The sequence below is a fragment of the Microbacterium bandirmense genome (assembly GCF_037204185.1).
In the GTDB taxonomy this organism is placed as follows: Bacteria; Actinomycetota; Actinomycetes; order Actinomycetales; family Microbacteriaceae; genus Microbacterium; species Microbacterium bandirmense.
On sequence record NZ_JBBDGM010000029.1, the window covers coordinates 1 to 2,984 of the forward strand.

Here is a 2,984-nt window from a genome sequence, read left to right on the forward strand (position 1 = left end):
AGGCGGCGACTGCCGACATCCCTCCGTCTATCCTGGTCAGGTGCCAGCCTCCCCCACCACCTCAGATCTCGACGCCGACCTGGGTCTCGCACTGCGCCTGGCGGACGCCGCCGACGCGCAGTCACTCCCCCGTTTCGACGCCGCGGACCTGCAGGTGTCGCTGAAGGCGGATCGATCGCACGTCACCGACGCCGACCTCGCCACCGAGCGCGCGATCCGCGATCTGCTCTCGACGGAGCGGCCGGCGGACGGCGTCTTCGGCGAGGAGTTCGGTGCGGAAGGCGACACGCAGCGTCAGTGGATCATCGACCCGATCGACGGCACGGCGAACTTCCTGCGCGGGGTGCCGCTGTGGGGCACGATGATCGCTCTCGCGATCGACGGGGTGCCGCAGGTCGCGGTGGTGAGCATGCCGGCCCTCGGCCGGCGCTGGTGGGCCGCCACGGGGCACGGAGCGTGGACGGCGACCTCCAGCGGGCCGCGCCGACTCAGCGTCTCATCGGTCGACACGCTCGACGAGGCCAGCGTCAGCTTCCAGAGCATCACCCAGTGGTCGGATGCGGGAAAGCTCCCCGAACTGCTGGCTGTGGCCGATCGGGTCTGGCGCGATCGAGCCTACGGTGACGTGTACAGCTACATGCTGCTCGCTGAGGGCCGCATCGACATGGTCGCCGAGTTCGATGTCAAGGAGTACGACATCGCGGCCGCCGTACCGATCGTCCGAGAAGCCGGTGGCCGCATGACCGCCTTCGATGGCACCGAGACGCTGTCGTCGCTCTCGGCCCTGGCCACGAACGGCACCCTGCATGAGCAGTTCCTGACCCTTTTCCGCGACGTGCAGCGCTCCTGAGCACCGCACGCACCCCTCCTCCCCCGAGTCACAGTCACATGAGAGCCCGCTTCCCCCTTGCCGTCGGCATGCTGCTGACATCTCTCGCCCTGGCATCCTGTGCGCCCGCCGCTGAGCCGCAGGGTGCATCGACGCCCCCCGCCCCCGAACCGGTCGCAACGACGCCACCGCCCGCAACCGTCGCCCCGGAGCCCGCCGAGGAATCCACGCCCGAACCGCACGCGGATCCGACCTGCGAAACGATCATCTCGTCGGGCACCGTAGACGCCCTCAAGTCCCAGGGATGGACGTCGATGCAGGAGGAGTTCCGCATCGGCGAGACCGTCGTCGACGGGGGCCTGATGTGCATGTGGGCCGACTTCAGCACAGCATCCGACCACGGCCAGATGTACGCCTGGGGACCGATCAGCGGCGAGACCGCCGCCACCGCCATGGCAGGGCTGCAGCGTGACGGATGGCTGAGGTCGTCAGAGGGTGACCACGTCTACTTCACCGAAGACCCGGCGTACGCGATCGCGACGGATGCTGACGGCTTCGGAATGACGTACGAGTTCGGTGATGGATGGGTCGAGTTCGCCGACACCAAGCAGGGGCTGCTGCTCGTCGACTGGCAGGGCTGAGCCCGCCGGCTGAGGTGGCGCCGCCGGGCGGCGGCGCCACGAGCCTCACTGCTGGTTCTGGTTCCAGTTGTCGGTGCGCTTGGTGGCCGAGCCGCGCTGACGCATCGCGTACGCCATGGCAAGGCTGACAAGAAGGATGCCTCCGGTGAAGGCGATTCCCTGACCGGTCGGGAGTTCGTGCGAGATCCCGAACAGGACGAACCCGCCGAGGAACAGAACCAGGAACACGATGAAGTCGACCATGTCGAAGCCCTCCAGATCGTCGGATAACCTCTCCAGCTTAGTCTCCCGCGGGTGCTCCCGATGCCGCCCGACAGCCTGCGGCCGCAGTATGTTGGACGGTATGCCGACGAGGATGCCGTGACCAGCACCCGCCCTGCCCGCCGCGGCCGCCCCGGGCACCACCGCGAGGACGTGATCCGCGCGGGCGTCGAGCTGTTCAACCAGCAGGGCTACGACGCCACGTCGGTCTCCGACCTCACCGGCCGACTCGGCGTCACCAAGTCGGCGCTGTACCACCACGTCGACTCCAAGGCGCAGATCCTCGAGATCGCGCTGGATGAGGCGCTGGGCGGCCTGGAAGAAGCCCTGGCCGATGCCCTGACGCGTGAGACGGCCGCCGATCGTCTGACGGCGATCATCGGCGGAGCGGTGCGGGTGCTCACCGCGAAGCAGCCCCAGGTCACCCTGCTGCTGCGACTGCGCGGCAACAGCCCCGTCGAACTGGCCGCCCTCGAGCGGCGCCGCCGGTTCGACCACAGGGTGACCGAACTCGTGCGCGAGGCGCAGGCCGAGGGCCTGGTGCGCGCCGACCTGGATGCGGCGGTGGCGACCCGGCTGATCTTCGGCATGATCAACTCGCTCGTCGAGTGGTACCGACCCGACGGCCCCGTGGATCCTGTGCTGCTGGGCCATGAGGTGCTCGCCGTCGCCCTCGACGGGCTGCGGCCACGGGATTGACGCGGCCGCGACCATTAAGCGCCGAGAGCCCCGCATCCCGGTATTCGGGTGCGAGGCTCTCGTCGGTGACAGCGGCTGGTGGAGCTGGGGGGAATCGAACCCCCGTCCGACGCTGAAAATCCACGTCTTCTCCGGGCGCAGTCTGTGGAGGCGTTCTGCTCGGCTCCGACCTTTGTCACAGACACCTAAGTCGACGAGCCCAGCCTGGGAAGAGTCCCACGTGACGTCCAGACGCCGTCACGCAGCAAGATCCCTAGATGACGCCAGGGTCCGTATCGGGATCACATACGGTCTGACGGACTATCGGGCTCGCTTATGCAGCGAGGGCGAAGTCGTTGCGCTTGGATTCGGCAACTATGGTTTTGCAGGGAGCGTTCACGAGATAACCCTGCATCCTCGGCCCGCTTCTCGTCGATGCACAGGCGCCGTCGAAACCGATCAGCCCCGTGAACCTTCTTGCGAAGGAGCCACTGTCACACTGTGGAATTACCAGTCGGGCACCGAAGCACCCGAGCATCACAGGTTACAACGAATCCGCCCGCTGCGCTATTCCG

Annotated in this window: 4 protein-coding genes and 1 other RNA gene; 3 read left to right on the forward strand and 2 right to left on the reverse strand. The window is 67.6% G+C overall.

Going from position 1 to position 2,984, the window contains the following annotated elements; all coding sequences use genetic code 11:
* The first annotated feature begins 40 nt into the window (after positions 1–40).
* Positions 41–850 (forward strand): inositol monophosphatase family protein, encoded by an 810-nt coding sequence (locus tag WDU99_RS17135; protein ID WP_337333683.1) that lies wholly within the window; start codon positions 41–43, stop codon positions 848–850.
* Positions 851–888: 38 nt separating this feature from the next.
* Positions 889–1,470 (forward strand): hypothetical protein, encoded by a 582-nt coding sequence (locus WDU99_RS17140; RefSeq protein WP_337333684.1) that lies wholly within the window; start codon positions 889–891, stop codon positions 1,468–1,470.
* Positions 1,471–1,515: 45 nt separating this feature from the next.
* Here WDU99_RS17140 and WDU99_RS17145 read toward each other — a convergent pair whose 3' ends face one another.
* Positions 1,516–1,713, reverse strand: a complete 198-nt coding sequence (locus WDU99_RS17145; protein WP_337333685.1) for a hypothetical protein — start codon at positions 1,711–1,713, stop codon at positions 1,516–1,518.
* 117 nt (positions 1,714–1,830) lie between these two features.
* Between WDU99_RS17145 and WDU99_RS17150 the strand changes: the two genes are divergently transcribed.
* The gene (locus WDU99_RS17150) at positions 1,831–2,430 is read left to right on the forward strand and encodes a TetR/AcrR family transcriptional regulator (RefSeq protein WP_337333686.1); all 600 of its coding nucleotides are present in this window, start codon (positions 1,831–1,833) and stop codon (positions 2,428–2,430) included.
* A 76-nt stretch (positions 2,431–2,506) separates the two neighbouring features.
* Here the strand turns inward: WDU99_RS17150 and ssrA are convergent.
* Positions 2,507–2,876: a transfer-messenger RNA gene (gene ssrA / locus WDU99_RS17155) on the reverse strand.
* Between the last annotated feature and the right edge of the window lie 108 nt (positions 2,877–2,984).